This is a genomic window from Zoogloea sp., assembly GCF_041908905.1.
In the GTDB taxonomy this organism is placed as follows: Bacteria; Pseudomonadota; Gammaproteobacteria; order Burkholderiales; family Rhodocyclaceae; genus Zoogloea.
Genome location: NZ_JAYREK010000002.1, coordinates 104,698 through 129,094 on the forward strand (window position 1 = coordinate 104,698; position 24,397 = coordinate 129,094).

General features: G+C 70.6%; 24 protein-coding genes, 1 tRNA gene and 1 pseudogene. 19 read left to right on the plus strand and 7 right to left on the minus strand.

Features of this window, described 5'->3' with window-relative positions:
- The first annotated feature begins 2 nt into the window (after window positions 1-2).
- The 16 genes from ACE3OU_RS02315 (at window position 3) to ACE3OU_RS02390 (ending at window position 13,280) form a co-directional block, all read left to right on the plus strand.
- Entirely contained in the window at window positions 3-545 is a 543-nt protein-coding gene (locus tag ACE3OU_RS02315; protein WP_374239916.1) for an ATP/GTP-binding protein, read from the plus strand.
- Window positions 542-946, plus strand: coding sequence for a roadblock/LC7 domain-containing protein (locus ACE3OU_RS02320; RefSeq protein WP_374239917.1), 405 nt, complete (start codon window positions 542-544; stop codon window positions 944-946). The genes ACE3OU_RS02315 and ACE3OU_RS02320 overlap by 4 nt, the downstream gene beginning before the upstream one ends.
- Window positions 947-1,038: 92 nt before the next feature.
- A complete protein-coding gene (locus ACE3OU_RS02325) occupies window positions 1,039-1,398 on the plus strand; it encodes a roadblock/LC7 domain-containing protein (protein ID WP_374239918.1) in 360 nt (119 codons plus the stop codon).
- Between the two features lie 83 nt (window positions 1,399-1,481).
- Complete coding sequence (gene hpnC, locus ACE3OU_RS02330) at window positions 1,482-2,303, plus strand: squalene synthase HpnC (protein WP_374239919.1); 822 nt, start codon at window positions 1,482-1,484, stop codon at window positions 2,301-2,303.
- 6 nt (window positions 2,304-2,309) lie between these two features.
- A complete protein-coding gene (hpnD, locus tag ACE3OU_RS02335) occupies window positions 2,310-3,146 on the plus strand; it encodes a presqualene diphosphate synthase HpnD (protein WP_374239920.1) in 837 nt (278 codons plus the stop codon).
- Complete coding sequence (gene hpnE / locus ACE3OU_RS02340; RefSeq protein WP_374239921.1) at window positions 3,143-4,471, plus strand: hydroxysqualene dehydroxylase HpnE; 1,329 nt, start codon at window positions 3,143-3,145, stop codon at window positions 4,469-4,471. The genes hpnD and hpnE overlap by 4 nt, the downstream gene beginning before the upstream one ends.
- 138 nt (window positions 4,472-4,609) lie before the next feature.
- Window positions 4,610-4,975 (plus strand): ArsC family reductase, encoded by a 366-nt coding sequence (locus ACE3OU_RS02345; RefSeq protein WP_374239922.1) that lies wholly within the window; start codon window positions 4,610-4,612, stop codon window positions 4,973-4,975.
- Complete coding sequence (locus tag ACE3OU_RS02350) at window positions 4,972-5,847, plus strand: Hsp33 family molecular chaperone HslO (protein WP_374239923.1); 876 nt, start codon at window positions 4,972-4,974, stop codon at window positions 5,845-5,847. Before ACE3OU_RS02345 ends, ACE3OU_RS02350 begins: the two co-directional genes overlap by 4 nt.
- Window positions 5,848-5,920: 73 nt before the next feature.
- The gene (gene minC / locus ACE3OU_RS02355) at window positions 5,921-6,736 is read left to right on the plus strand and encodes a septum site-determining protein MinC (RefSeq protein ID WP_374239924.1); all 816 of its coding nucleotides are present in this window, start codon (window positions 5,921-5,923) and stop codon (window positions 6,734-6,736) included.
- A 28-nt stretch (window positions 6,737-6,764) separates the two neighbouring features.
- Window positions 6,765-7,583 (plus strand): septum site-determining protein MinD, encoded by an 819-nt coding sequence (gene minD, locus ACE3OU_RS02360; RefSeq protein ID WP_374239925.1) that lies wholly within the window; start codon window positions 6,765-6,767, stop codon window positions 7,581-7,583.
- A gap of 1 nt (window position 7,584) precedes the next feature.
- Entirely contained in the window at window positions 7,585-7,842 is a 258-nt protein-coding gene (gene minE, locus ACE3OU_RS02365; RefSeq protein WP_374239926.1) for a cell division topological specificity factor MinE, read from the plus strand.
- Window positions 7,843-7,850: 8 nt separating this feature from the next.
- Window positions 7,851-7,935 (plus strand) — tRNA-Leu (locus ACE3OU_RS02370).
- Between the two features lie 19 nt (window positions 7,936-7,954).
- Window positions 7,955-8,374: a DUF1178 family protein gene (locus tag ACE3OU_RS02375; protein WP_374239927.1), complete on the plus strand. Its 420-nt coding sequence runs from the start codon at window positions 7,955-7,957 to the stop codon at window positions 8,372-8,374.
- A gap of 27 nt (window positions 8,375-8,401) precedes the next feature.
- Window positions 8,402-9,199, plus strand: coding sequence for a helix-turn-helix domain-containing protein (locus tag ACE3OU_RS02380; RefSeq protein WP_374239928.1), 798 nt, complete (start codon window positions 8,402-8,404; stop codon window positions 9,197-9,199).
- Between the two features lie 237 nt (window positions 9,200-9,436).
- A complete protein-coding gene (locus tag ACE3OU_RS02385) occupies window positions 9,437-11,188 on the plus strand; it encodes an arylsulfatase (RefSeq protein WP_374239929.1) in 1,752 nt (583 codons plus the stop codon).
- Between the two features lie 46 nt (window positions 11,189-11,234).
- Window positions 11,235-13,280 carry a tetratricopeptide repeat protein gene (locus ACE3OU_RS02390; RefSeq protein ID WP_374239930.1) on the plus strand — a complete coding sequence of 682 codons (2,046 nt, stop codon included), beginning with the start codon at window positions 11,235-11,237 and terminating at the stop codon, window positions 13,278-13,280.
- Between the two features lie 235 nt (window positions 13,281-13,515).
- On the opposite strand, the gene ACE3OU_RS02395 is transcribed toward ACE3OU_RS02390, so the two are convergent.
- From ACE3OU_RS02395 to nifJ, 3 genes are read right to left on the minus strand one after another with little or no spacing between them, the layout of a single operon-like run.
- Window positions 13,516-14,373 (minus strand): RimK family alpha-L-glutamate ligase, encoded by an 858-nt coding sequence (locus ACE3OU_RS02395; protein WP_374239931.1) that lies wholly within the window; start codon window positions 14,371-14,373, stop codon window positions 13,516-13,518.
- Window positions 14,374-14,433: 60 nt separating this feature from the next.
- Window positions 14,434-15,447 (minus strand): dihydroorotate dehydrogenase-like protein, encoded by a 1,014-nt coding sequence (locus ACE3OU_RS02400; protein ID WP_374239932.1) that lies wholly within the window; start codon window positions 15,445-15,447, stop codon window positions 14,434-14,436.
- Window position 15,448: 1 nt separating this feature from the next.
- On the minus strand, window positions 15,449-19,018 hold the full coding sequence (nifJ, locus tag ACE3OU_RS02405; RefSeq protein WP_374239933.1) for a pyruvate:ferredoxin (flavodoxin) oxidoreductase: 3,570 nt from the start codon (window positions 19,016-19,018) through the stop codon (window positions 15,449-15,451).
- A gap of 318 nt (window positions 19,019-19,336) precedes the next feature.
- On the opposite strand from nifJ, the gene ACE3OU_RS02410 reads away from it, so the two are divergent.
- Entirely contained in the window at window positions 19,337-19,840 is a 504-nt protein-coding gene (locus tag ACE3OU_RS02410) for a flavodoxin family protein (RefSeq protein WP_374239934.1), read from the plus strand.
- Between the two features lie 12 nt (window positions 19,841-19,852).
- Here ACE3OU_RS02410 and ACE3OU_RS02415 read toward each other — a convergent pair whose 3' ends face one another.
- Window positions 19,853-21,100, minus strand: coding sequence for an HD-GYP domain-containing protein (locus tag ACE3OU_RS02415; RefSeq protein WP_374239935.1), 1,248 nt, complete (start codon window positions 21,098-21,100; stop codon window positions 19,853-19,855).
- Between the two features lie 174 nt (window positions 21,101-21,274).
- Between ACE3OU_RS02415 and ACE3OU_RS02420 the strand changes: the two genes are divergently transcribed.
- Window positions 21,275-21,559: a YbfB/YjiJ family MFS transporter gene (locus tag ACE3OU_RS02420; RefSeq protein WP_374239936.1), complete on the plus strand. Its 285-nt coding sequence runs from the start codon at window positions 21,275-21,277 to the stop codon at window positions 21,557-21,559.
- Window positions 21,560-21,570: 11 nt separating this feature from the next.
- A pseudogene (locus tag ACE3OU_RS02425) lies at window positions 21,571-21,720 on the plus strand (MFS transporter); the annotation flags it as partial.
- Between the two features lie 241 nt (window positions 21,721-21,961).
- Here ACE3OU_RS02425 and ACE3OU_RS02430 read toward each other — a convergent pair.
- Genes ACE3OU_RS02430 through ACE3OU_RS02440 form a run of 3 tightly spaced genes read right to left on the minus strand, consistent with a single transcriptional unit; the run spans window position 21,962 to window position 24,387 of the window.
- The gene (locus ACE3OU_RS02430) at window positions 21,962-22,342 is read right to left on the minus strand and encodes a cytochrome c family protein (RefSeq protein WP_374239937.1); all 381 of its coding nucleotides are present in this window, start codon (window positions 22,340-22,342) and stop codon (window positions 21,962-21,964) included.
- A gap of 12 nt (window positions 22,343-22,354) precedes the next feature.
- Window positions 22,355-23,746 (minus strand): cytochrome C, encoded by a 1,392-nt coding sequence (locus ACE3OU_RS02435; RefSeq protein WP_374239938.1) that lies wholly within the window; start codon window positions 23,744-23,746, stop codon window positions 22,355-22,357.
- A 59-nt stretch (window positions 23,747-23,805) separates the two neighbouring features.
- Window positions 23,806-24,387, minus strand: a complete 582-nt coding sequence (locus ACE3OU_RS02440) for a cytochrome b (protein WP_374239939.1) — start codon at window positions 24,385-24,387, stop codon at window positions 23,806-23,808.
- Window positions 24,388-24,397 lie beyond the last annotated feature (10 nt).

Below are 24,397 nucleotides of genomic sequence, written 5' to 3' on the forward strand. Positions count from 1 at the left end.
CCATGAAAGAATACAAGATCCTGTTCACCGGCAGCGTAGGCGCCGGCAAGACCACCGCCATCGGCCAGATCAGCGACGTGCCGCCCCTCGTCACCGACGTGCGCAACACCGACCGCTCGGTGGACAAGCCCCTCACCACCGTCGGGCTCGACTACGGCGAGTTCGCCCTCGACACCGGCGACCGGGTGCGCCTGTTCGGCACGCCGGGGCAGAGCCGCTTCGACTTCATGTGGCAGATCCTGGCCCGCAACGCCCTCGGCCTGGTGATCCTGGTGGACAACTCGCGCCCCGACCCGCTGGCCGACCTGCACACCTACCTCGACGGCTTCGCCGGAGTGCTCGCCGGGGTGCCGTGCACCATCGGCGTCGGCCGGCTCGACAGCCACCCCCAGCCCGACCTCGACCACTACGCCGAGGCGCTGGCCGGGCGCGACGCCCTGTATCCGGTGCTCGACGTGGACGTGCGGCGGCGCGAAGACGTGCTGCTGCTGATCGATACCCTCCTGGCTCAGATCGAAGCCAACGCCCTTGGAGCGATGCAATGAACGAAAACCGGCTTTCGGGCACGGCCACGGTGCTGATCCGCCGTGCCGCCGAAGATCTCATCAGCGAAGTGAACGGCGTCCGCGCAGTGGTGGTCGCCACCGCCGACGGCTTCGACGTGACCTCGGCGGTGCGCGGCCACCAGGAGCCCTCGCGGATCGCCGCGATGGCCAGCTCCATCGCCGCGATCAGCCTCGTGGTGTCGCAGGAGGCCCGGCTCGGCCGCCACCGCAGCGTGACCATCGACACCGACGACGGCTTCGCGGTGGTCTATGCGGTGCCCGGCGAGCACAGCGACCTGATCATCAACGCCATCGCCGGCCGCGAGGCGATCATCGGCCAGGTGATGTACCGGCTCGGCGCGATGGCCCGCCATGTGGCCGAGCTCGAGGCCCACAACTGAGGCCCGGCGGCCCCGCACACGGAGCCCGGGCCCGGGCGCAGCCCGGCGCCTCCGCCTTCAACGCGCCAGCAACCCCGAACCACAGAGAAAAAATGGTCAATATCAATCAATCCCTCGACACCATCATGACCGTCGAAGGCGCCCAGTGCGCGGCCCTCGTCGACTCCGGCAGCGGCATGCTGATGGGCGCGGTCGGCACCGGCGTGGACATGGAAATCGCCGCCGCCGGCAACACCGAGGTGGTGCGTTCCAAGCTCAAGACGATGCGCGCGCTCAGCCTCAACGACAGCATCGAGGACATGCTGATCACTCTCGGCAAGGCCTACCACATCATCCGCCCGATGGCGCACAAGGAAGGCGTCTTCCTGTACGCGGTGTTCGACCGCAACCGCGCCAACCTGGCCCTCGCCCGCCGCAAGATCCAGGACGTCGAGAAGGCGCTCGACTTCTAAACCCGCGGCACGCGCCCGGCCCGCCGGGCGCTCCGCCTTCCGCGCGCCGGGCTCCCCCAGTCCTTGTATACTCCGGGCCGCCCATGCCCGTCGAACACTACGAAAACTTCCCGGTCGCGTCCTTCCTGCTGCCCGCGCGCCTGCGCGAGCCGGTGGAGGCGATCTACGCCTTTGCCCGCTCCGCCGACGACATCGCCGACGAGGGCAACGCGCTGGCGCGGGTGCGGCTGGAGCGGCTCGACGCCTACCGGCGCCACCTGCGCGCCGCCGTCCGCAAGCGCCCCATCGACGACCCCGAGCTGGCGCCGATGTTCGAGCGGCTGGGCCGCAACATCCGGCACCACCAGCTGCCGGTACCCCTGCTCGGCGACCTGCTCGACGCCTTCAGCCAGGACGTGCGCCAGACCCGCTACGCCGACTTCGCCGAGCTCTCCGACTACTGCCGCCGCTCGGCCAACCCGGTGGGGCGGCTGCTGCTGCACCTCTACAAGGCCGACACCCCCGACAACCTGCTGCTGTCCGACAAGATCTGCACCGCCCTGCAGCTCATCAACTTCTGGCAGGACGTGGAGGTGGACTGGCGCAAGAGCCGCATCTACATCCCGCTGGCCGACATGGAGCGCTTCGGCGTCACCGAAGCGGTGATCGCCGGCGGCGAGGTCACGCCGCAGTTCTCGGCGCTGATGGACTTCGAGATCCAGCGCGCCCGCACCCTGATGCTCCACGGCGCACCCCTCGCCCGCCGGCTGCCCGGCCGTGTCGGCTGGGAGCTGCGCCTGGTGGTACAGGGCGGCCTCGCCATCCTCGACAAGATAGAAGGCGTCGGCTACGACGTGTTCACCCGCCGCCCGACCCTCGGCAAAACAGACTGGCTGCGCCTCGCCTGGCGCGCCGCCACCCGGTAGCCCCCCATGACCGATCCCCACGCCTATTGCCAGGAGAAAGCCGCCAGCAGCGGCTCCAGCTTCTACTACAGCTTCATGTTCCTGCCGCCCGAGCGGCGCCAGGCGATCACCGCCCTGTACGCCTTCTGCCGCGAGGTGGACGACGTGGTCGACGAATGCCACGACGTCCAGGTGGCCCAGGCCAAGCTCGACTGGTGGCGCAACGAGGTGCGCCAGGTGTATGGCGGCCAGCCCCAGCACCCGGTCGGCCAGGCCCTGCAGGACATCGTCCAGCGCTTTCCGCTGCCCATGGAGCAGCTGCTCGAGATCATCGACGGCATGCAGATGGACCTCAGCCAGACCCGCTACCTCGACTGGAAGGCCCTCAACCTCTACTGCTACCGGGTGGCCAGCGTGGTCGGGCTGCTGTCGGCCGAGATCTTCGGCTACACCAACCGCCAGACCCTCAAGTACGCCCACGACCTCGGCCTCGCCTTTCAGCTCACCAACATCATCCGCGACGTGGGCGAGGACGCCCGCCGCGGCCGCATCTACCTGCCCATCGACGAGCTGCAGCGCTTCAACGTGCCGGCCCGGCAGATCCTCGACGGCGAGCACAGCGACAACTTCCGCGCGCTGATGGCCTTCCAGGCCGAGCGCGCCCGCCAGCTCTACGACCAGGCCTTCGCCCAGCTCCCGGCCGAAGACCGCAAGGCCCAGCGCCCCGGCCTGATCATGGCCGCCATCTACCGCACCCTGCTCGACGAGATCGAGGCCGACGGCTTCCTGGTGCTCGACCGCCGCACCTCCCTCACGCCGCTGCGCAAGATCTGGATCGCCGGGCGCACCTGGTTCAAGGGATGAGCCCCGCGCCCCAGGTGGCGGTGGTCGGCGGCGGCTACGCCGGCTTCGCCGCGGCCGTCACCCTGGCCCGCGGCGGCGCGAGGGTGACCCTGTTCGAGGGCTCCCGCGTGCTCGGCGGCCGCGCCCGGGTCGTCGAGAAGGACGGCTACCGGGTCGACAACGGCCAGCACATCCTGCTCGGCGCCTACACCGAAACCCTGCGCATGCTGCGCCTGGTGGGGGTCAAGCCCAGCGTGCTCGAAACCCGCCGGCTGACCCTGGCCTACCCCGGCGAAGGCTGCGCGCTGCGCGCCGCGCCGCTGCCCGCCCCGCTGCACCTGGCCGTCGGCCTGCTGCGCGCCCGCGGCCTCGGCCTCGCCGACAAGCTCGCCATGGCGCGCCTGATGCGCCACCTCAAGGCGCGCCGCTTCCGCATCGAGCCCGACCGCCCGGTAGCCGCCCTGCTCGCCGACACCGCCCAGACCGAACGCCTCAGCCGGCTGATCTGGGAGCCCCTCTGCGTCGCCGCCCTCAACACCCCGGTCGGCGACGCCTCGGCCCAGGTCTTCGCCAGCGTGCTGCGCGACAGCCTCGCCGCCGGCGAATCCGCCTCGCACCTGCTGATCCCGCGGGTGGACCTCTCCGAGCTCTTCCCGGTGCCCGCCTCCCGCTGGCTCGCCATGCGCGGCCACACGGTGCGCAGCTGCGAACCCATCCAGGCCATCACGCGGGACGACGACCGCCTCGTCCTCGACGGTGACCCGCGGAGCACCCGCTACGACCACGTGGTGGTGGCCACCGCGCCCTACCACGTGGGCGGGCTGGTCGCCGGCCTGCCGGCGCTCGCCCCGGTCGTCGAGCAACTCGCCGCCCTGCGCCACGAGCCCATCCTCACCGCCTGGCTCGCCTTCGACGGCCCGGTGCGCTTCCCCGAGCCCATGATCGGCCTCGCCGGCGGCTACGGCCAGTGGGCCTTCGACCGCGCCGCCCTCGGCGGCCCCGAGGGCCTCGTCGGCGTCGTCATCAGCGCCCGCGGCCGCCACCAGGACCTCGGCCGCGAGGCCCTCGAGATCGCCCTGCTGGCCGAGCTGCAGCACGCCGTCGGCCCGCTGCCCGCCCTCAAGTGGTCGCAGCTCATCACCGAGAAGCGCGCCACCTTCGCCTGCACGCCGGGGCTCGCCCGCCCCGCGTGCGCCACCCCCGACCCGCGCCTGTGGCTGGCCGGCGACTACACCGCCTCGACCTACCCCGCCACCCTCGAATCCGCCATCCAGAGCGGCGTCAGCGCGGCTCGAGGCATCCTCAAGGCCTGCGGGCTGAAGGAAGCGGGCCTGCTGGGCCTGTAAGCACGACAGCCCCCGCTGCCCCGCTGGCCGTCACGCCGCGCAACAAATCACCCCACACCCGCCCCCGCCCGGCTAAAATCGGGCCATCCCATTGATTTTTCAGCGACGCCGCGTGGCGTCGCGCTGCTTTTACGGCCCATGACCACGATTTACGGCATCAAGAACTGCGACACCATGAAGAAGGCCTTCGCCTGGCTCGACCAGCACGGCGTCGCCTACACTTTCCACGACTACAAGAAATCCGGCATCGACTCGGCCCGGCTGCACGCCTGGAGCAAGGCCATCGGCTGGAAGACCCTGATCAACACCCGCGGCACCACCTGGCGCAAGCTCACCCCCGAGCAGCAGGCCATCGACACCCAGAGCGCCGCCGTGCAGCTGATGCAGGAGCACCCCAGCCTGATCCGCCGCCCGGTGCTCGAGACCGCCGGTGGCCAGCTGCTGGCCGGCTTCGACCCGGACCTCTACACCAGCCTCGCCACCCCCGCCGGAGCCACCGAATGAGCGATTCCACCAGCTACGTCCAGCGCTTCCTCCTCGACGACCTCGACATCCGCGGCGCCCTCGTCAAGCTCGACGACGTGTGGCGCGCCCTCCTCGAAAACCGCGACTACCCACCCGCCGTACGCGACCTGCTCGGCGCCATGGGCGCCGTCGTCACCGTGATCGGCGGCAACCTCAAGCAGCCCGGCCGCCTCACCGTGCAGCTGCAGGGCCACGGCCCGGTCAGCCTGCTGGTGGTGGACATCACCGAAGCCCTCAACCTGCGCGGCTACGCCAAGGCCTCCCCCGAGGCCGCCGGCAAGGCGGGCATCGGCGAGCTGCTCGGCGACGGCCAGCTGCTGCTCAGCCTCGACATGCCCGAGCTGCGCCACCCCTACCAGAGCTACGTGCCCATCGACGGCGACACCATCGCCGAGGTCTTCGAGCACTACCTCACCCAGTCCGAGCAGCAGCCCGCCACGCTGCACACCGCCTGCTCCGCCAGCGCCGCCGCCTGCCTGTTCCTGCAGAAGCTGCCCGACGCCGACAAGAAAGACCCGGACGGCTGGGACCGCATCACCCGTCTCGCCGCCACCCTGCGCGACGAGGAGCTGCTGGGCCTGCCCGCCGACGAGATCCTCACCCGCCTCTTCCACCAGGAGACAGTGCGGCTCTTCGACGCCCGCGAGGTCAGCCACCACTGGCCCCACGACTGGGACAAGGTGCGCAACATGCTGCGCGCCCTGGGCCGCGCCGAGCTCGACGCGATGCTCGCCGAGCACGGCGAAGTCCTGGTCCACGACGACCTCTCCAACCACGAATACCGGCTCAGCGCCGACGACGTGGCAGCCCTCTTCACCGAACCGGCCGCCGAACCCCGCACCCTGCATTGATTCCGGGCCGGGCTTGCCCGAAACCCTTCTGAAACGTAGACTTAGGCGGTTTTTGTCCGCGCACACCTCATCCATGGCCGACGCAAGCCTTCAGGGCAAACTGATCGAGTTCAAAGGCGCCAGCCTGGCCGTCATGACCGCCAGCCTCCGCGACACCGACGCCGTTCGGCTCGCCGATGCCCTCCACATGATGCTCGGCGGCATGCCCGACTTCTTCGCCGGCGAGCCGGCCATCCTGGACTTCGCCCAGCTCGCCAGCACCCCCGACCGGGTCGACTGGACAGCCATCCTCAGCCTGCTGCGCCGCTACCAGGTGCAGCCCATCGGTGTGCGCCACCTGCCGGACCACCTCGTCGAAGGCGCCCGCCGCGCCGGCCTGGCCGTGCTGGGCAGCGACGGGCTGTCGGCCGAGCGCCCCCTGGGCGCCCCCCAGGCCATGCCGCAGACGCCCCCGCCGGCCCCAGCCCCGGCACCCGCCCCGGCCGAGCCGCCCGCCGCCATCCTGGCCGCGGCCGCCGCTGCGGAGCCGCCCGGCGTCGCCCCCACCCTCATCGTCGACCGCCCGCTGCGCTCCGGCCAGCAGGTGTATGCCAAGGGCGGCGACCTGGTGCTGCTCGCCGGCATGAGCCCCGGCTCCGAGATCATCGCCGACGGCAGCATCCACTGCTACGGCCCGCTGCGCGGCCGCGCCCTGGCCGGCGCCCGCGGCGACACCTCGGCGCGCATCTTCAGCACCAATTTCGGCCCCGAACTCGTCTCCATCGCCGGGGTGTATCGCACCTTCGAGCGCGGCATCCCCCAGTCGGTCGGCGGGCGCGGCGCCCAGGTACGGCTGACGGGCACCGACAATCTGCATACTCTGGAAATCACTCCGCTCCAGCCCAGCTGAAGCGACGTCCATCTTTGAAGGGAACATCGTGGCAGCACGCGTCATCGTAGTAACGTCCGGCAAGGGCGGTGTCGGCAAAACCACCAGCAGCGCCAGCATCTCCAGCGGCCTCGCGCTGCGCGGCTTCAAGACCGCGGTGATCGACTTCGACGTCGGCCTGCGCAACCTCGACCTCATCATGGGCTGCGAGCGCCGCGTGGTTTACGACCTGATCAACGTCGTCAATGGCGAGGCCAACCTCAACCAGGCCCTGATCAAGGACAAGCACTGCGACAACCTCTTCGTGCTGCCCGCCTCCCAGACCCGCGACAAGGACGCCCTCACCGAGGAAGGCGTCGAGAAGGTGCTCGCCGACCTCACCCACATGGGCTTCGACTACGTGGTGTGCGACTCCCCGGCCGGCATCGAGCGCGGCGCGGTGATGGCCCTCACCTTCGCCGACGACGCCTTCATCGTCACCAACCCCGAGGTCTCCTCGGTGCGCGACTCCGACCGCATCCTGGGCATCCTGCAGAGCAAGAGCCGCCGCGCCATCGAAGGCCGCGAGCCGGTCAAGGAACACCTGCTGGTGTCGCGCTACGCGCCCAAGCGCGTCGAGGACGGCGAGATGCTCTCCTACAAGGACGTGCAGGAGCTGCTGCGCATCCCGCTGATCGGCGTGATCCCCGAATCCGACGACGTGCTGCAGGCCTCCAACCAGGGCACGCCGGCAATTCACCTCAAGGACAGCGACGTGGCCACCGCCTACCAGGACGTGGTGGCCCGCTACCTGGGCGAAGACCGCCCGCTGCGCTTCGTCAGCTACGAAAAGCCCGGCCTGCTGAAGCGCCTCTTCGGAGGCAAGTGAGATGTCGCTGCTCTCCTACTTTTTCGGCTCCAAGCCGAAAACCGCCTCGGTGGCCAAGGAGCGCCTGTCGCTCATCATCGCCCACGAGCGCGGCACCAACCGCACCCCCGATTTCCTGCCGGCACTGCAGCGGGAACTCATCGAGGTGATCTCCAAGTACGTCAATGTGGGCGCCGACGACATCAAGGTCCAGCTCGAAAAGCAGGACAATTGCGAGATCCTCGAGGTCAACATCACGCTGCCCGAGCAGCCCAAGTAAGCCGTACCGCCCGGATGGTGAAACTGGTAAACACTGCGGACTTAAAATCCGCCGGCGCAAGCCTTACGGGTTCGATTCCCGTTCCGGGCACCAACACCCCACGGCAGCCATCGTGATCGTCCTCGACCTCTGCTGCGACCACGAGCACCGCTTCGAGGCGTGGTTTGCCTCCAGCGAGGCCTTCGACACCCAGCTCGCCGCCGGCCTGGTGAGCTGCCCCCACTGCGACAGCCGGCAGGTGCGCCGGCTGCCGTCGGCACCTTACGTGCAAACATCTTCCCACTCGGCCCCCGCGCGGCCGCAGCCCGACCTCAAGGTGATCGCCGCCCGGCTCATCGAGGCCCTGCGCGCCGCCGCCAGCCAGTCGGAGGACGTGGGCGAGCGCTTCGCCGACGAGGCCCGCCGCATCCACCACGGCGAGGCCGAGGAGCGCGCGATCCGCGGCCAGGCCAGCTCCGCCGACCTGCTCGAGCTGATCGACGAGGGCATTCCCATCCTGCCGGTGCCGCCGGACAAGGACGACCTGCACTAGCCCGGCGCCAGCCGCCGCGACCGCCCCATGAAGACCATCAACGCCCTCGAGCGTGGTCTCGACGTGCTGCGCAAGCTGAACGAACGCCACGGCCAGTCCCTGGCCGAACTCCACGCCGCCACCGGCATCCCCAAGCCCAGCCTGCTGCGCATCCTCGACACCCTCGAGGCCAGCGGCTTCGCCTGGCGGGCCATCGGCGACGGGCGCTACCGGCGGCGCTTCGCGCTGATCCTGCGGCCCAGCATCGCCGACGAGCTGCTGGCCATCGGCGAGATCGCCGCGCCCTTCCTCGAGAACCTGCGCCGCAAGGTGATCTGGCCCTCCGACGTGCTGGTGTTCCGGGATTTCCGCATGGAACTCGTCGAAACCTCCCGCCGCCAGAGCACCCTCGGCGTCGCCATGTACCCCCTCGGCTACCGGGTCGAGATGTTCCTGTCGGCCCCCGGGCGGGCCTGGCTGGCCTTCTGCAGCGACGCCGAGCGCGAGACGGTGCTCGCCGACGCCGCCCTCCACCCGCCCATGCTCCAGCGCAGCCGCGACCTGCTGCGCGGCGGGCTGGCGGACATCCTCGACGAGACCCGGCGCCTCGGCTACGCCTCCCGCGACCCGCTGTTCGGCGGCGCCGACGACAAGGACATCAGCGTCATCGACGACCGCCTCGACGCCATCGCGGTGCCGCTGATGGCCGGCGGGCGCGTGCTTGCCACGATGAACCTGGTGTGGCCGCGCAAGTACAGGCTCAAGGAGCAGATCGTCCGCGAGCACCTGGCCGACCTGCAGGAAGCCGCCGCCTCGATCGCCGCTGCCTTCTCCCGCGCTGGCTGAGCGCCCCCCGGGGCCGGGCTCCGCCCAGCCCGCCCCCCCGAGGGGGGGTAAGGAAACTTGGGGCGGCCCTGCGTTTCCTTGAGCGCCCCCCCGGAACGCCGCCACGGCCCCGGAAAACACCCCTGGTGTTCCACCTGGTGGAACGCCCCACTTCCGGCAAGGCACGCACACGGTCCCTGTGCAAGGATTATCGCCCTCAGCCTGCCTGAGACGATAAAAACACCCCAGGAGACAACCATGAAGCCCTCTGCCCCGCTTCTCGCGAAGCTTTGCCTGCCGCTACTCGCGCCGGCCTTCGCCCTCACCGCCGGCACCGCCCAGGCCGCCCCCGCCAAACGGCCCAACATCCTGCTGATCGTCGCCGACGATCTCGGCTACACCGACCTCGGGGCCTACGGCGCCGAGATCTCCACCCCCAACCTAGACAAGCTGGCCAGCGGCGGGGTCAAGATGACCAGCTTCTACGCCTCGCCCTTCTGCTCGCCGACCCGCTCGATGCTGCTGTCGGGCAGCGACAACCACCTGGTCGGCTTCGGCGACATGTCCGAGCTGATGCTGCCCGAACAACGCGGCAAGCCCGGCTACGAGGGCTACCTCAACGAGCGCGTGGTGCCGGTGGCCCAGGTGCTGAAGGACGCCGGCTACCGCACCGCGATGGCCGGCAAGTGGCACCTCGGCGTGAAGGAAGAATACAGCCCGGCCTCCCGCGGCTTCGAGCAGTCCTACGCGATGGTGATGGGCGGCGCCAGCCACTGGGGCGACCAGTCGGGCATCGTCGCGATGGACCGGGACAAGCCGCCGAAGGCCATCTACCGCGAGAACGGCAAGGCCATCGACATTCCCCGCGACGGCTTCTACTCGTCCCAGGCCTTCACCGACAAGCTGCTCGAATACCTCAAGGGCGGCGAGAAGTCCGGCAAGCCCTTCTTCGGCTACCTGGCCTTCACCGCCCCCCACTGGCCGCTGCACGCCCCCGAGGCCGACATCGCCAAGTACGAGGGCCGCTACAAGGAAGGCTACGACAAGCTGCGCAAGGAACGCCTCGAGCGCATGAAGCGCCTCGGCATCGTGCCCGCCGACACCCCGGTGTATGAGGGCCACGCCTACTGGCCGAAGTGGGACAGCCTGACCCCCGCCCAGCAGGAAGCCGAGGCCCGCCGCATGACTGTTTACTCGGCGATGGTGGACCACATGGACCGCCAGATCGGCCGCGTGCTCGACTACCTAAAGGCCCGGGGCGAGCTGGACAACACCTTCATCTTCTTCATGTCCGACAACGGCGCCGACGGCAACTCGGTGTACGACGTGGGCCGCACCCGCGAGTGGATCGAGAAGGACATGGACAACAGCACCGCCAACACCGGCAAGCCGGGCTCCTTCATCGAGTACGGCCCGGGCTGGGCCCAGGTGGGGATGACGCCGTTCAAGCTCTACAAGTCGTTCATGTACGAAGGCGGCATCTCGGTGCCGGCGATCGCCTGGGGCCCCGGCATCAAGGGCGGCGCCATCAAGCGGGAGTTCGCCCACGTCACCGACGTGGCGCCGACCATCTTCGAGCTGGCCGGCGCCAGGCACCCGGGCACCGAATACCAGGGCAAGCCGACCCTGCCGCTGCGCGGCAAGTCGATGGTGAACTGGCTGAAGGGCAAGGCCCCCACCGTGCGCGGCAACGAAGAGGCCGTGGGCTGGGAACTCGGCGGCCGCAAGGCCCTGCGCAAGGGTGACTGGAAGATCGTGTACGCCAACAAGCCCTGGGGCAAGGACGGCTGGGAGCTCTACAACCTCGCCAAGGACCGCACCGAGAGCCGCGACCTGGCCGACGAGAACCCCCAGAAGCTCGGCGAGATGATCGTCGCCTGGAAGCAGTACGTGGCCGAGACCGGCACCCTCGAGATCGAAGGCCTCGCCTACCGCCCCGGCTACAGCAACGCCGGCAAGTACTACGACGACCTCGCCAAGGAAGCCGGCAGCCAGCCCAAGGCCAAGTGAGCCGAGCCCCGCGCCCAGCCCTGACCCAACCCGCCCCGGCCGAGCGATGCGCCTCCGCGCCCTGCTTGCACTGCCCTGGCTGACGGCGGTCGTGGCCCTCGCCACGGCCATCGGCACGGCCCGCGCCGGGCAGCCCCAGGGCGAGGCGCGGCCCGGCTACATTGCCGACACCGAATGCGCCGCCTGCCACCCCCGGCAGGCGGCCGCCTTCGAAGGCTCCAAACACCGCCACGCGATGGCCCCGGCCAGCCCCTCCAGCGTGCAGGCCGACTTCGACGACACCCGCTTCGACAGCCCGAAGCAGACCGCCCGCTTCACCCGCCAGCTGGAACGCTTCATCGTGCGCACCGACGGCGCCGACGGCCGGCCCGCCGACTTCCCGGTGAGCCACGCCTTCGGCATCCACCCGCTGCAGCAATACCTCATCCCCCAGCCCGGCGGCCGCCTGCAGGCCCTCGGCGTCGCCTGGGATACGGTGCGCCGCCGCTGGTTCTCGCTGCTCGGCGACGACCCGCCGCCAGCCGGCTCGCCGCTCCACTGGACCGGCCGCTACCAGAACTGGAACCTGATGTGCGGTGAGTGCCACACCACCGCGTTCCGCAAGGGCTACGACGACGCCCGCGACACCTACCGCACCCGCTGGGCCACCGGCCACGTGGGCTGCCAGGCCTGCCACGGCCCCGGCGAGGCCCATGCCAGCAGCGCCCGCACGGCCGCAACGACGCCCGCCCTCACCCCCAACCGGCTGCTCGGCCGCGCCCACGACCAGGCCGATCAGTGCGCCAGCTGCCATGCCCGGCGCACCCGGCTGGTGGAAGACGCCGCTCCCGGCACGCCCTTCCTCGACAACTACCTGCCCGACAACCTGCGGCCCGGGCTCTACTTTGCCGACGGCCAGCAGAAGGACGAAGTCTTCGAATACGGCTCCTACCGCCAGAGCCGCATGTACCAGGCCGGCGTGGCCTGCACCGACTGCCACGAACCCCACGGCGGCAAGCTGCGCGCCCGCGGCAACGGGCTGTGCCTGCAGTGCCACAACTCAGCAGCCAACCCACGCTTCGCCGGCCTCAAGGCGAAGGACTACGACAGCCCGGCCCACCACTTCCACCCGCCCGGCCAGCCCGGCAGCCAGTGCGTGGACTGCCACATGCCGAGCCGCGACTACATGGTGGTGCACGGCCGCCGCGACCACGCCATCCGCATTCCGCAGCCCGCGCTGAGCGCCCGGCTCGGCAGCCCCGACGCCTGCCGCAGCTGCCACGCCGACCGCTCCGCCGACTGGGCCAGCGCCGCCATCGAGAAGCACCACGGCCCGCGCCCGCCCACCGCGCACTACGGCGACGCCCTGGCCGCCGGCCACCTGGGCCAGCCGGGCGCGCCCCGCGCGCTCGCCGCGCTGATCGCCGACCCGGCCCAGCCGGCCATCGTCCGCGCCAGCGCCGTCGAAGCCCTGGCCGCCCTGGGCGGGAGCATTCCCGCCGCGGCCTTCACCGACCCCGACCCGGCGGTCCGCGCCAGCGCCGCGATCGGCCTCGCCGCCCGCCCGCCGGCCGAGCGCCTCGCCCGCCTCGTCCCGCTCCTCGCCGACCCACTGCGCGCGGTGCGGATCAGCGCCGCCCGTGGCCTCGCCGATCTCCCCGACGACGCCCTGCCGCCCGACCGCCGCCCGCTGCGCCGCCAGGGCCTGGCCGAATTCATCGCCGCCCAGCAGGCCATGGCCGACATGCCCGGCGCCCAGGTCAACCTGGCCCTGCTCCACGCCGAGACCGGCGACCCGGCCCGGGCGCAGACCCACTTCCACCGCGCCGTCGCCCAGGACCCGGTGAGCAACGCTCCCCGCCTCGCCTTCGCCCGCTTCCTGGTGGCCAGCCGCCAGCACACCGAAGCCCGGCAACTGCTGCGGGACGGCCTCGCCACCTCGGCCCAGCCGGGCGAACTCCACCTCGCCCTCGGCCTGCTGGCCGGCGAGCTGCGACAATGGGACGACGCCCTGGCCGAACTGCGCCGCGCCGCCGAACTCATGCCCGGCAACACCCAGGTGCGGCGCAACCTCGACGCACTCCAGCGCCGCCTCGGCCAGCCGGCCCACTGACCACGGCTCACCAGGGTTGGAGTGAGGACGGAGCGGGTCTGACCGAGGATGCCTGCTGCTCGCGGATGGAGGCCAAACAACGGAAAGCCCCCAGTCTCGATCACCGCCCCTCAAGCAACCTGCCACGGAATCGCGCCCCGGCCAACGCAAGGCTAAACGCAAGACAGGCGGCTGATCCCCCCATCAGCGATCACGAGCAACCCATCCACCACGCCGGGCAGCCCCCCCTCCGGGGTCAAACCATCCCCGCCAACACCCGCGCGAAATTCGTCGCCGCCTCGGGCGTCGCGCCGAGGAAGAGCTCCGGCTCGATCAGCTCGGCTTCCATCAGCGCCGGGGCGCCGTCGAACTCCACCAGGTCGATGCGCGCGTAGGTGGTCGGTGCCGGGGTGCGGGCGAGCACCGCGTCGGCGACGGCCAGTTCGGCCGCGGTGGGCTGGTGGGGATGCACCGTGCCGCCATACATGTCCTGCACCCGGAAATCCCCCGGGGCGGGCTGCTTGCGGATGGCGTGGGAGAAGCGTCCGCCGAAATACACCAGCGACACCTCGCCGGCCTCGGCGACGCTGGCCACGAAGGGCTGCACCATCACATCCCCCTCCGCCACCAGCCGGTCGAGGTGCTCAAGACAGGCCGGGTCAAGGGCCGCCGCCCGCAGCGCGCCGATGGCGCCGATCGACACCGCCGGCTTCACCACCACCTCGCCCCAGCCGCGGGCGGCCAGCCGGGCGCGGGCGTCACCGCAGCCGTGGTCCAGCCACAGGGTCGGCACCGTGGCGATGCCGGCCTCGGCCAGCCCGCGCAAGTACTGCTTGTGGCTGTTCCAGTCGATCACCTCATAGGGATTGACGAAGCGGGCCAGGCGGCGGGTGCGCTCGGCCCAGGCCAGGAACTCGGGCAGGCGCCGGAAGTAGTCCCAGGGGGTGCGCACCACCACCAGCGGCCAGGCGGCCCAGTCGACGGGCGCGTCCCAGGGCACGATGTCGGCGGCCACGCCGAGCTGCGCCAGCGCCGCGACGAGGTAATGGGTTTCCGGGTCGGGCTTGGCCATCTCGGCGCCGGTGACGAGGGCGATGCGGGGCTTGGCTTGCATGGGATGATCCTGCTGCGTGACGGGAGGCCGGCATTCTAGCCGGCCGCCCGGAAGCCTGCCTCAGCGCCACACCCCCGGCCGCGGGGTGAAGCTGTCGAGCACCCGGATGTAGCTCTGGCGGGCCAGCAGGCTGGCGTCGCGGAGGTTGGTCTGGCACATGCTGCCCTTCAGCTGGGCGACCGACTCGTACTCGCGCTCGATCATCCAGCTCTTCATGTCCTGCAGGATCTGGGCGAGCCGGCCGGGGCCGTGTTCGAGCAGGGCCGAGGCCAGGTGCACCGCGTCGGCGCCGGCCAGCAGCAGCTTGAGGGCGTCGTCGGCGCCATACACGCCGCCGGTGGCGGCGAGGGTCATGCGGGTGTGGGCGCGCAGGATGGCGATCCAGCGGATGCGCAGCAGCGCCTCCTCGGGGGACGAGAGGTGGAGCTGCTCGACCATCTGCAGCCCGTCGAGGTCGATGTCGGGCTGGAAGAAGCGGTTGAACAGCGACACCCCGTCGGCGCCGACGGCCTCCAGGCGCTTGACGAAGTGGGGCAGCGACGAGAAGAAGGGCGGCAGCTTCATCACGATGGGCACACTCACCGCGCGCTTGAGCTCGGCCAGCAGCGCCACGTAGCGCGCCTCGACGGCGTCGCCGCTCTCGGAGGGGTCGGCCGCCACGTGGTAGACGTTGAGCTCGAGGGCGTCGGCGCCGGCCTCTTCGAGCTCCTTGCCCAGGTCCACCCAACCGGACGGGGTCACGCCGTTGAGGCTGGCGATCACCGGGATCGCCAGGCGGGCCTTGAGGCGGCGCAGGTGTTCGAGGTAGCGGTCGAGGGCGCCCTCGTAGCTGCCGTGGTCGGGCAGAAAGCCGGTGGCCTCGCCGTCCTGCAGCTCGGCGTGGAGCAGGAAGCGGTCGGCCATCGCGTCCTCGGCGATCAGTTCTTCCTCGTAGAGGGAGTGCAGCACCAGAGCCGCGGCGCCGGCGTCCTCGAGGCGCAGGGCGGTGTCGAGCTGCTTGGAGAGCGGCGAGGATGAGGGCACCAGCGGGTTCTTGAGCTTGAGCCCCAGGTATTCGGTGGAGAGGTCGATCATGTCAGGCTCCTGCTTTCGGGGTGTCGGCGTGGGCGGCGGCGAGCGCTTGATAGGCCTTGAAGCGCCGGTCGGCCTCTTCCTGGGCGGCGGCGGCGAGGCGCTCGGCGGCCTCGGGGTGGCTGCGGGCGAGCATCGCGAAGCGGGTCTCGCTGTCCATGAAGTTCTTGATCGGCTGGCTCGGCGGGGCCGAATCGAGCTTGAAGGGGTTGCCGCCGGCGGCCTCCAGGCGCGGGTCGAAACGGAACAGCGGCCAGTGGCCCGACTTGACCGCCATCTCCTGCTGACGCTGGTTGTAGAGCATGTCGACACCGTGGGCGATGCACGGGCTGTAGGCGACGATCAGCGACGGGCCGTCGTGGCTCTCGGCCTCGTGGAAGGCCTTGAGGGTGTGCACGTCCTTGGCGCCGTAGGCCACCGTCGCCACATACACGTGGCCGTAGTCGGAGGCGATGCGGGCCAGGTCTTTCTTGGCGGTGGTCTTGCCACCCGCCGAGAACTTGGCCACCGCGCCCACCGGGGTGGCCTTGGAGGTCTGGCCGCCGGTGTTGGAATACACCTCGGTGTCGAGGACCAGGATGTTCACGTCGTAGGACAGGGCCAGCACGTGGTCGAGGCCGCCGTAGCCGATGTCGTAGGCCCAGCCGTCCCCGCCGATGATCCACACCGAGCGACGGATCAGCCACTCGGCCAGCGACGCGAGCTCCTTCGCCCGCGGATGACGGCTGGCAGCGAGCTTGTCCAGCAGCAGCGCAACCCGCTCGCGCTGGGCGCGGATGCCGGTCTCGACGCGCTGGTCGGCATCGACCAGCGCGGTGGCGAGGTCGCCGCCGATCTCGCCGGCCATCTCCTTGACCAGGGTCTGGGCGTAGAGCATCAGCTGGTCGGCGGCGAGGCGCATGCCCAGGCCAAACTCGGCGTTGTCCTCGAACAGCGAATTCGACCAGGCGGGGCCGCGGCCGGCCCCATTCACGGTGTAGGGCGTGGACGGCAGGTTGGCGCCGTAGATCGACGAGCAGCCGGTGGCGTTGGCCACCAGCATGCGGTCGCCGAAGAGCTGGGTGGCGAGGCGGATGTAAGGCGTCTCGCCGCAGCCGGCGCAGGCGCCCGAGAACTCGAACAGCGGGTCGAGGAGCATCGCGCCGGGGATGGTGCCGTGCTTGAGCAGGCTGCGGTCGAAGTCGGGCAGCTTGAGGAAGAACTCGAAGTTGTCGCGCTCCTGCTCGCGCACCGGCGCCAGCGGGATCATGTTGACGGCGCGGCGGCTGACGTTGCTCTTGTCGTGGATCGGGCAGGCCTCGACGCAGTCGCCGCAGCCGGTGCAGTCTTCGGGCGCCACCTGGTAGCTGATGCGGGTGCCGGCCGGGAAATCCTTGCTCTTGGCGGGCACGTGCTTGAAGGTGAGCGGCGCCTCGGCCACCGCGTCGGCCGGGAAGGCGCGGGCGCGGATCGCCGAGTGGGGGCAGACGAACACGCACTTGCCGCACTGGGTGCACAGGTCTTCGACCCACTCGGGAATCTCCAGCGCGATGTTGCGCTTCTCGAACCTGGCGGTGCCGGTCGGGAAGCTGCCATCCACCGGCATCGCCGAGACCGGCAGGCGGTTGCCCTCGCCGCGGTAGATCGGCAGGGTGAAGTCGCGCACGAACGCGGGCAGGCCGGCGTCCGGGTTCAGCTGGATCGGCGCCGCGCCGGCGGCTTCACCGACCACCGCCTCGTGGAGGTTGGCGAGGGTCATCTCGATGGCGCGGTGGTTGAGGTCGGCCAGGCGCTTGCTCTTGCGGCCGTATGTCTTGTCGACGGCCTTCTTGATCGCGGCGATCGCCTCGTCGCGGGACAGGATGCCCGAGATGGCGAAGAAGCAGGTCTGCATGATGGTGTTGATGCGCCGCCCCATGCCCGCGTCCTGGGCCACCCGGTAGGCGTCGATCACCCACAGCTTGAGGCCGCGTTCGCGGATGCCGGCCTGCATGGAGGCAGGCAGGCTGGCCCACACGCGGTCGGCGGGCTCCGGCGTGTTGAGCAGGAAGACCCCGCCCGGCGCCGCATGGGCGAGCAGGTCGTAGCGCTCGACGAACACCGTCTGGTGACAGGCCACGAAGCCGGCCATGCCCTCCTCCACCAGGTAGCTGGAGCGGATCGGCGCCTCGCCGAAGCGCAGGTGTGACACCGTGACGGCCCCCGACTTCTTCGAGTCATACACGAAGTAGCCCTGGGCCTGCAGCGGGGTGGATTCACCGACGATCTTGATCGAGTTCTTGTTGGCCGACACCGTGCCGTCGGCGCCGAGGCCCCAGAACACCGCGTGCTGCAGCGCCCGCGAGGCGTCGCTGCGGAAATCGGCGTCCCAGGGCAGCGACAGGTGGGTGATGTCGTCCACGATGCCCACCGTGAAGCCGCGCTTCGGGCGGTCAGCGAGGAGCTCGTCGAACACGGCCTTCACCATGCCCGGCGTGAACTCCTTGCTGGCGAGGCCGTAGCGCCCGCCGGTGATGCGCGGCATCGCGCGGCGGCCGTCGGCGGCGGCCTCGGCGAAGGCCGTCAGCACGTCCTTGTAGAGGGGCTCGCCGTCGGCGCCGGGCTCCTTGCAGCGGTCGAGCACGGCGATGGCCTTGGCGCTGGCGGGGATCGCCGCCAGCAACGCCTCGCCGGCAAACGGGCGAAACAGGCGCAGCTTGAGCAGGCCGACCTTCTCACCGCGGGCGCAGAGGTGCTCGACGGTCTCCTCGACGGTCTCGGCGGCGGAGCCCATCACCACGATCACCCGCTCGGCGTCGGGGGCGCCGACGTAGTCGAAGAGCCGATAGTGGCGGCCGGTAAGCGCGCCGAAGCGGTCCATGGCCTCCTGCACGAGGGCCGGGAAGGCGTCGTAATAGGGGTTGCTGCGCTCCCGCGACTGGAAGAACACGTCCGGGTTCTGGGCCGTGCCGCGCAGCACCGGGTGCTCGGGCGACAGGGCGCGGGCGCGGTGGGCAGCCACCAGCGTGTCGTCGATCATCGCGCGCACGGTGTCAGGCTCGACGGCGACGATCTTGGCGACCTCGTGGGAGGTGCGGAAGCCGTCGAAGAAGTGGATCACCGGGATGCGCCCGGCCAGGGTGGCGGCCTGGGCGATCAGCGCCATGTCCTGGGCCTCCTGCACCGAGTTGCTGGCCAGCAGCGCGCAGCCGGTGGCGCGGCAGGCCATCACGTCGGAGTGGTCGCCAAAGATCGACAGCGCGTGGGTGGCCAGCGCCCGCGCCGCCACGTGGAGCACGAAGGGCGTCAGCTCGCCGGCCATCTTGTAGAGGTTGGGCACGAACAGCAGCAGGCCCTGGCTGGCGGTGAAGCTGGTGCCCAGCGCCCCCGAGGTGAGCGCCCCGTGCAGGGCGCCGGCGGCGCCGCCTTCGGACTGCATCTCGATGATCTTCGGGACCACGCCCCACAGGTTGGGTTTGCCCTGGGCGGCCCATTCGTCGGCCCATTCGCCCATGTTGGACGAGGGCGTGATCGGATAGATGGCGATCACCTCGCTGCCGAGGTAGGCCATCCGGGCGGCGGCTTCGTTGCCGTCGAGATTGAGATACGTCGTCATTGGAACCCCCTGCTGGGACTGTCCGCAGCTTCGCCGCGGGCTGGCGGGGCCCGGGCTGTGCTTGCTGGAATCGGGAGCGGCAGGTGCAGACCCCGGCCAGGGGCGCTCCGATTGCACGTTTTCTTGATGATGGCACCCGTATCTGACGGGTGTGTGCACTGCAACAACGGAATCCATCATACGACCACGTCAACGGGCCGGAATTTGACCTATCGCAAGCGTTGGCGCCGCCGCGGCGGGGATTTTCCGTGCTGCAACACGTTTACCCGGCCGGCGGGGCGCAACCCGCCGGCCGGCCGACGTGCTAAGTTTGCGGACATGGACAGCCCCCGCCGCACGCTTCTCGTCGTGTATCACTCGTGGACCGGCTCGACCGAGCAGATGAGCCGCGCGGTGCTGCGCGGCGCGGCCCAGGAGCCCGCCGTCGCCCCCCGCCTGGTGCACGCCCGGGACGCCGGGCCCGACGACCTGCTGGCCGCCGACGGCTATGTGTTCGCGACGCCGGAAAACCTCGCCGCCATCGCGGGGCTGATGAAGGATTTCTTCGACCGCAGCTACTACGCGGCCCTCGACCGCCTCAACGGCCGCCCCTACGCGGCCCTGGTGTGCGCGGGCAGCGACGGCAGCAACGCCGCCCGGCAGCTCGCCCGCATCGCCACCGGCTGGCGCCTGCGCGAGATCGCCCCGCCGCTGATCGTGTGCCCCCACGCCCAGACCCCGGAGGCGATCCTCGCCCCCAAGGTGGTGCCGGAGGCCGAACTGGCCCGGGGCGAGGAGCTCGGCGCGGCCTTCGCTACCGGGCTGGCGATCGGGGCCTTCTGAAGGCGGCTTCGGCTACGCGGCCGCGGGGAGCGGCGCCGCGCCGGGGCAAGCCTGGCGCCGGGCCTCGGGTAGGTCGGCGAGCAGTGCGTCCACCAGATCGGCCTCGCAGCGGCCGTCCGCCACCAGGCCGGCCATGAAGCGGGCCACCGCCGCGTCATCCATGCCCGCCCGGTAGGGGCGCGCCTGCACCATCGCCTGAAAGATGTCGGCGACGCGCAGGATGCGGGCCTCCAGGGGCGTCGCGGCGGCATCGAGGTGGAAGGGGTAGCCGCTGCCGTCGGGCTCCTCGTGGTGGCAGGCGGCCCACAGGGCGATCTCCTCGAAGCCTTTGATGCCGCGCAGGATCCGGAAGGTCTCGAAGCTGTGGGCGTTGATGATCTTGCGCTCGCGGGCGTCGAGCCGGCCCGGCTTGTCGAGCACCTCGTCCGGCACCCGCAGCTTGCCGAGGTCGTGGAGCAGCGCGGCGATCTCGAGCCGGTCGCAGTGGTCGGCATCGAAGCCCAGCCCTTCGCCCAGATAGCGGGCCAGCCGGGCGACGCCCAGGGAGTGCTCGGCGGTGAACGGGCTCTTGGCGTCGACGATGGTGGCGAAGATCTCGCCGAGCCGGCGCAGCTCGTCGCCCCGGGCCGCGAAGGTGGCGTCGCCGGCCGTGGCGTCGGGCCGCAGCGCCGCGAGGGAACGGGGCTCCAGCATCAGCCAGAAGGCCTCCGCGCGGGAGGCGTCGAGAAAGTGCCCGACCAACTCCGGCGCAAAGTAGCTGCCGGCGTGCTCCGCGATGCGGGCGCGGACCTCTTCGGTGAACAACAGCAGGGCCTTGTCGCCGTAATGGGGCGCGGCGAGGGCATCGACCCGATCGACCAGGTAGATCAGGTTGGCCTGGCGCTTGCAGTCCTCGGCCAGCGGGAGCTTCTCGAGCACGTCCCAGCGGGTGTGGTGGTAGAGGATGGGCAGCGCCATCGCCTCGAGGGGGGCGAACCCCGTGATCCGCTCGTAACCCACCTGGCAGTGGGTCTGGGCCCCGCTCCAGTCGAAGCTCTCGACCAGATGGCCATGCACCCGGGTGGACGACACCCCGATGTCGTGGAGCATGCCGAGCTCGAACAGAAAGGCCACCTCCCCGGCCGGGAGACCGGCGCCCCGCCCGCACTCGGCGGCCATCACGCCCACCCGCTTGCCGTGGGCCACGTCGTCCACGCCCACCAGGTCGAGGGCGTCCGCCAGGGCATGGATCACCTGGCGCAGATCCACCTTGAGCGTCATCGCTGCACCTCCTGCAGGGGTTGGATGGCGGCGTGGGCCGCGACGGCGGCTCCACCTTGTGACTTCAGTCGTAACGTCCGCCGGCGGCTCGGACTTGAGCGGTTTGCAGTAGATTGCCGGGGCCCGTGCGGCCCGTCCGTGGCAGAAAAACAATAAACCTCTGGAGACGAGAACATGCCCCCTTCCGCCGCTTCCGGCGCGGGCCCGGGCGCCCGCTGGCGGGTGATCCTGGCCGGCATCGGCGCCCTCATCCTCACCGTCGGCCTCGCCCGCTTCGCCTACACCCCGCTGCTGCCGGTGATGCAGGCCGAGGCGGGGCTCACCGCGCTGGCCGGCGGCTGGCTGGCGACCTTCAACTACGCCGGCTACATCAGCGGCGCCCTGCTCGCCGCGACGATCAGCGACCCCTGGGCCGCAAGTTCCAGCGGTACCGGATCGGGCTGGTGCTGGCGCTGCTGAGCACCGGCGCGATGGGCCTCACCGACGACATTTACCTGTGGGTGGCGCTGCGCTTCGTGTCCGGGGTGTCGAGCACCGCCGGGCTGCTGACTGCCTCGGGGCTGGTGCTCAACTGGCTGATGCGCCACGGCCACCGGCCCGAGCTGGGCCTGCACTTCGCCGGCATCGGCCTGGGCATCGTGGTGTCGGGGCTGGCCGTGGCGGCGATGCTACATCGCCACCACCACCGGCAGCTACGACGGGGCCCTGGTGGTCGCCGCCGGGGTGATGGGCCTCGGCATGCTGTTCCTGCTCGCTGCGGGGCGGGCGCAGCAGCCGGCAGCCTGAGCCGCCGGGCCGCTCCACCCTCCCGGTGCGCCGGGCTGCCAACGGGCAACCTGGGCGCACTTCAGCCCCGCATGCTCAACGCAGCGTGGCGAGGTAGGCCAGCAGGTTGGCCCGCTCGGCGGTGCCGGCGAGGCCGTCGTACTTCATCTTGCCGCCGGGCACGAACTTCTTGGGCGCGGCCAGGTAGGCGTCGAGCTTGTCCGGCGTCCAGGTGAGGCCGCTGCCCTTGAGGGCGTCGGAATACACCGCGTCGGGCACCGCCGCGGCCTTGCGGCCGACGACGCCGAACATCGACGGCCCCTTCTTGTTCTTGCCCTCGCGCACGCTGTGGCACTCGGCGCACTCTTCGGCGAACACGTCGCCGCCCTTCGCCACATCAGCGGCCCGGGCCGGATGGCTGGCCGCCAGCACGGCGAAGAGGCCGAACACCAGCGAGACCCGCTGCATCGTCTTCATCTCCATGCTCCGTCAGAACGAGACCCAGCCGAACAGGAACAGGGTGTTGTTGTCCTTGGCGTCGCGGCCGTTGCCGTCGTAGTTGGTCTTGGCGCCATTGAACTTGGTGAACATCGTGTACTGGGCGCCCAGGCGCAGGTTGGCCCACGGAGCACCCCACGAAGCCTCCTTGCCCCACGGCGTCCAGTCGGCCTGCAGGATGTAGCCGGAGCTGTTGGGCGAGCCCTTGGCAAAGCTGGCGTCGCCGTTGCCGGAGGCGTAGAGGCTGCCGTCGGCGGTGCCGGAGGTCAGGAAGCGGCCGACGGTGGCGCCCCAGGTCTGGTCGTAATGGTAGGAGCCGTTGAGCTTGAACTCGTTGAGGTGGCCCTTGCGGTTGTCGGCGTCGCCGGCGGCGAGCCAGGCGTCGCGGGTCTGGCGCTCGCGGATGAAGCTGGTGTTCACGGTGGCCACGTGCTTGCGCGTGCCGAGGAACTGGTACGACGCATCGACGCCGAGGTCATTGAACTTGTTGCGCTCCGGCGCGCTGCGGTCCGGCTGCAGCGAGGTGTTGAGCCCGAACACACCGACGTTGAAGGCCTGCTTCTTCAGGTCCTGGAAGGCCGCCAGACGCCAGTAAACAGTGCCGCCGCCGAGGCGCCCGATGTCGTCGGCGCGGCCCAGGCCGAACTTGCTCTGCATCGTCGGCGACAGGCTGCGGTAGGTGCCCACTTCGGCGTACAGCAGGTTGTTCCAGAACGTGTAGGCGGAGAGGCCGGTGACGCGCTGCTCGAGGCCACCATTGATCATCGTGCCCGCGCCGCCCATCCCGAAGGCCAGCGCCGACGCGGTGTACGGGAAACCCCACACCGGCATGGTGTTGAAGGGGTCCTGCACGCCGGGGTTGTTGTTGAGGGACAGGCCGACGATGGTCTCCTTGCCGGCCAGGTCGAAGGTGTGGGCGGCGCGGATGTCCACCTGGTCGAGGGCGGTGCTGCGGCCGACGCCGTCGTAGGTGGCCTGGATGAAGGCGCCGATCTTCTCGGACAGGCGGCCGGCCAGGAACAGCGAGGCCTCGTCGAAGGCCAGGTTCTTGTTGACGCTGGCGGTGTCGGCCGGGCGATCGGCCTGGTTCTTCTTCGTCTGGGTGTAGGAGCCGACCAGCATCGCCGACAAGGGCACCTTGCCGTCCTTGCCGTCGGTCTCGGTGTAGCCGCCGAGCTTGAACTTGATGCCGTAGGGCGTCAGCTGCGGGCCGAAGGCGCCCACGTGGCAGGCGGCGCAGTCGGCGCCGGTCTGGCGGGCGAAGCTGGGCACGGCGTGGGCGGCCGGCGCGGCGGCGAGCAGGCCGAGGGCGGCCAGCAGCGTGGTGCCGGCGGCGCGGAGGGCGGACAGGGGGAATCTCCGTCCGGAGATGAGCGGTTTCATGGTGGTCCTCTCAAGGATTTTTCAGGGAAAAACGACAATCGGGGCCAACGCGCCCGGGCTCAGCGGCGAGGGCCGGCCAGCCAGGCCGGCAGCATTGCCCGCAGCACGTCGTCACGCTTGATGAAGTGGTGGGCCAGGGCCGCCGCCGCGTGGGCGCCGACGAGGCCGAGGAGGAGCCAGGCGGCGCCCTCGTGGTACTCGGCGAAGGCGTCGCCGAGGTCCTCGTCCTGCTCGACCAGCGGCGGCAGCGTGACCAGGCCGAAGAAGGACACCGGCTTGCCGTTGGCGCTCGACAGCGCCCAGCCGATCAGCGGCAGCGCGAACATGAGCACATACAGCGCCAGATGCACGGCCATCGCCACGAAGTGCTCCAGCGGCGAGGCCGCGGCGGTGGGCGGCAACGGGCGCCTGGCGAGCCGCACGGCGAGGCGCGCCAGGGCGAGCAGCGCCACGCACAGGCCGAGGCTGCGGTGCAGGTTGATGAGGGTGGTGCGCAGGGCCTTCTCGTCGACGCCCTCCCGCACGAGGACGAGGCCAACCACCGCGGCGATCAGCAGCAGGGTCAGCCAGTGCAGGAAGATCAGCGCGGCCGGCCGGCGGGGGCCGGGAAAGGCGCTCGAAAAGACGGAAGGCGAGTTCATGGCAGGCATC

Excerpts from the sequence above, each read along its gene's own strand:
- ACE3OU_RS02315 (WP_374239916.1), top strand. The coding sequence starts at position 3 with ATGAAAGAATACAAGATCCTGTTCACCGGCAGCGTAGGCGCCGGCAAG.
- ACE3OU_RS02320 (WP_374239917.1), top strand. The coding sequence starts at position 542 with ATGAACGAAAACCGGCTTTCGGGCACGGCCACGGTGCTGATCCGCCGT.
- ACE3OU_RS02325 (WP_374239918.1), top strand. The coding sequence starts at position 1,039 with ATGGTCAATATCAATCAATCCCTCGACACCATCATGACCGTCGAAGGC.
- hpnC (WP_374239919.1), top strand. The coding sequence starts at position 1,482 with ATGCCCGTCGAACACTACGAAAACTTCCCGGTCGCGTCCTTCCTGCTG.
- hpnD (WP_374239920.1), top strand. The coding sequence starts at position 2,310 with ATGACCGATCCCCACGCCTATTGCCAGGAGAAAGCCGCCAGCAGCGGC.
- hpnE (WP_374239921.1), top strand. The coding sequence starts at position 3,143 with ATGAGCCCCGCGCCCCAGGTGGCGGTGGTCGGCGGCGGCTACGCCGGC.
- ACE3OU_RS02345 (WP_374239922.1), top strand. The coding sequence starts at position 4,610 with ATGACCACGATTTACGGCATCAAGAACTGCGACACCATGAAGAAGGCC.
- ACE3OU_RS02350 (WP_374239923.1), top strand. The coding sequence starts at position 4,972 with ATGAGCGATTCCACCAGCTACGTCCAGCGCTTCCTCCTCGACGACCTC.
- minC (WP_374239924.1), top strand. The coding sequence starts at position 5,921 with ATGGCCGACGCAAGCCTTCAGGGCAAACTGATCGAGTTCAAAGGCGCC.
- minE (WP_374239926.1), top strand. The coding sequence starts at position 7,585 with ATGTCGCTGCTCTCCTACTTTTTCGGCTCCAAGCCGAAAACCGCCTCG.
- ACE3OU_RS02380 (WP_374239928.1), top strand. The coding sequence starts at position 8,402 with ATGAAGACCATCAACGCCCTCGAGCGTGGTCTCGACGTGCTGCGCAAG.
- ACE3OU_RS02385 (WP_374239929.1), top strand. The coding sequence starts at position 9,437 with ATGAAGCCCTCTGCCCCGCTTCTCGCGAAGCTTTGCCTGCCGCTACTC.
- ACE3OU_RS02390 (WP_374239930.1), top strand. The coding sequence starts at position 11,235 with ATGCGCCTCCGCGCCCTGCTTGCACTGCCCTGGCTGACGGCGGTCGTG.
- ACE3OU_RS02395 (WP_374239931.1), bottom strand. The coding sequence starts at position 14,373 with ATGCAAGCCAAGCCCCGCATCGCCCTCGTCACCGGCGCCGAGATGGCC.
- ACE3OU_RS02400 (WP_374239932.1), bottom strand. The coding sequence starts at position 15,447 with ATGATCGACCTCTCCACCGAATACCTGGGGCTCAAGCTCAAGAACCCG.
- nifJ (WP_374239933.1), bottom strand. The coding sequence starts at position 19,018 with ATGACGACGTATCTCAATCTCGACGGCAACGAAGCCGCCGCCCGGATG.
- ACE3OU_RS02410 (WP_374239934.1), top strand. The coding sequence starts at position 19,337 with ATGGACAGCCCCCGCCGCACGCTTCTCGTCGTGTATCACTCGTGGACC.
- ACE3OU_RS02415 (WP_374239935.1), bottom strand. The coding sequence starts at position 21,100 with ATGACGCTCAAGGTGGATCTGCGCCAGGTGATCCATGCCCTGGCGGAC.
- ACE3OU_RS02420 (WP_374239936.1), top strand. The coding sequence starts at position 21,275 with ATGCCCCCTTCCGCCGCTTCCGGCGCGGGCCCGGGCGCCCGCTGGCGG.
- ACE3OU_RS02430 (WP_374239937.1), bottom strand. The coding sequence starts at position 22,342 with ATGAAGACGATGCAGCGGGTCTCGCTGGTGTTCGGCCTCTTCGCCGTG.
- ACE3OU_RS02435 (WP_374239938.1), bottom strand. The coding sequence starts at position 23,746 with ATGAAACCGCTCATCTCCGGACGGAGATTCCCCCTGTCCGCCCTCCGC.
- ACE3OU_RS02440 (WP_374239939.1), bottom strand. The coding sequence starts at position 24,387 with ATGAACTCGCCTTCCGTCTTTTCGAGCGCCTTTCCCGGCCCCCGCCGG.